The sequence below is a fragment of the Phytobacter sp. RSE-02 genome (assembly GCF_040578655.1).
GTDB classification, from domain to species: domain Bacteria; phylum Pseudomonadota; class Gammaproteobacteria; order Enterobacterales; family Enterobacteriaceae; genus Phytobacter; species Phytobacter diazotrophicus.
This window is the reverse complement of sequence record NZ_JBEULY010000042.1, coordinates 1-856: the sequence shown is the minus strand read 5'-3', so window position 1 is coordinate 856 and position 856 is coordinate 1. Positions and strand designations below refer to the sequence as shown.

At 50.7% G+C, this 856-nt stretch carries 1 tRNA gene and 2 rRNA genes; all 3 read left to right on the top strand.

The annotated features are described in order from the left end of the window. Positions 1 to 79, top strand: a 16S ribosomal RNA gene (locus ABU190_RS27260); the annotation flags it as partial. Positions 80 to 164: 85 nt separating this feature from the next. After that, positions 165 to 240: transfer RNA gene (locus ABU190_RS27255), tRNA-Glu, on the top strand. Positions 241 to 456: 216 nt separating this feature from the next. Further along, positions 457 to 856: ribosomal RNA gene (locus tag ABU190_RS27250) — 23S ribosomal RNA — on the top strand; the annotation flags it as partial.

Genomic DNA, 856 nt, shown 5'->3' with positions numbered 1-856 from the left:
TACCACTTTGTGATTCATGACTGGGGTGAAGTCGTAACAAGGTAACCGTAGGGGAACCTGCGGTTGGATCACCTCCTTACCTTAAAGAACCTGCCTTTGTAGTGCTCACACAGATTGTCTGATGAAAAGTAAAAAGCAAGGCGTCTTGCGAGTGAGACTTAAGTGTCCCCTTCGTCTAGAGGCCCAGGACACCGCCCTTTCACGGCGGTAACAGGGGTTCGAATCCCCTAGGGGACGCCACTTGCTGGTTTGTGAGTGAAAGTCACCTGCCGTAATATCTCAAAACTCATCTTCGGGTGACGTTTGAGATATTTGCTCTTTAAAAATCTGGATCAAGCTGAAAATTGAAACGACACACAGTGTCTGTTCTCCGTAATAAGAACAGATGGCGGTGTGTTCGAGTCTCTCAAATTTTCGCGACACGAAGATGTTTTACGAAACATCTTCGGGTTGTGAGGTTAAGCGACTAAGCGTACACGGTGGATGCCCTGGCAGTCAGAGGCGATGAAGGACGTGCTAATCTGCGAAAAGCGCCGGCGAGGTGATATGAACCTTTGACCCGGCGATGTCCGAATGGGGAAACCCAGTGCAATCCGTTGCACTATCGTTTGATGAATACATAGTCAAACGAGGCGAACCGGGGGAACTGAAACATCTAAGTACCCCGAGGAAAAGAAATCAACCGAGATTCCCCCAGTAGCGGCGAGCGAACGGGGAGCAGCCCAGAGTCTGAATCAGCTTGTGTGTTAGTGGAAGCGTCTGGAAAGTCGCGCGATACAGGGTGACAGCCCCGTACACGAAAGCACACAGGCTGTGAGCTCGATGAGTAGGGCGGGACACGTGGTATCCTGTCTGA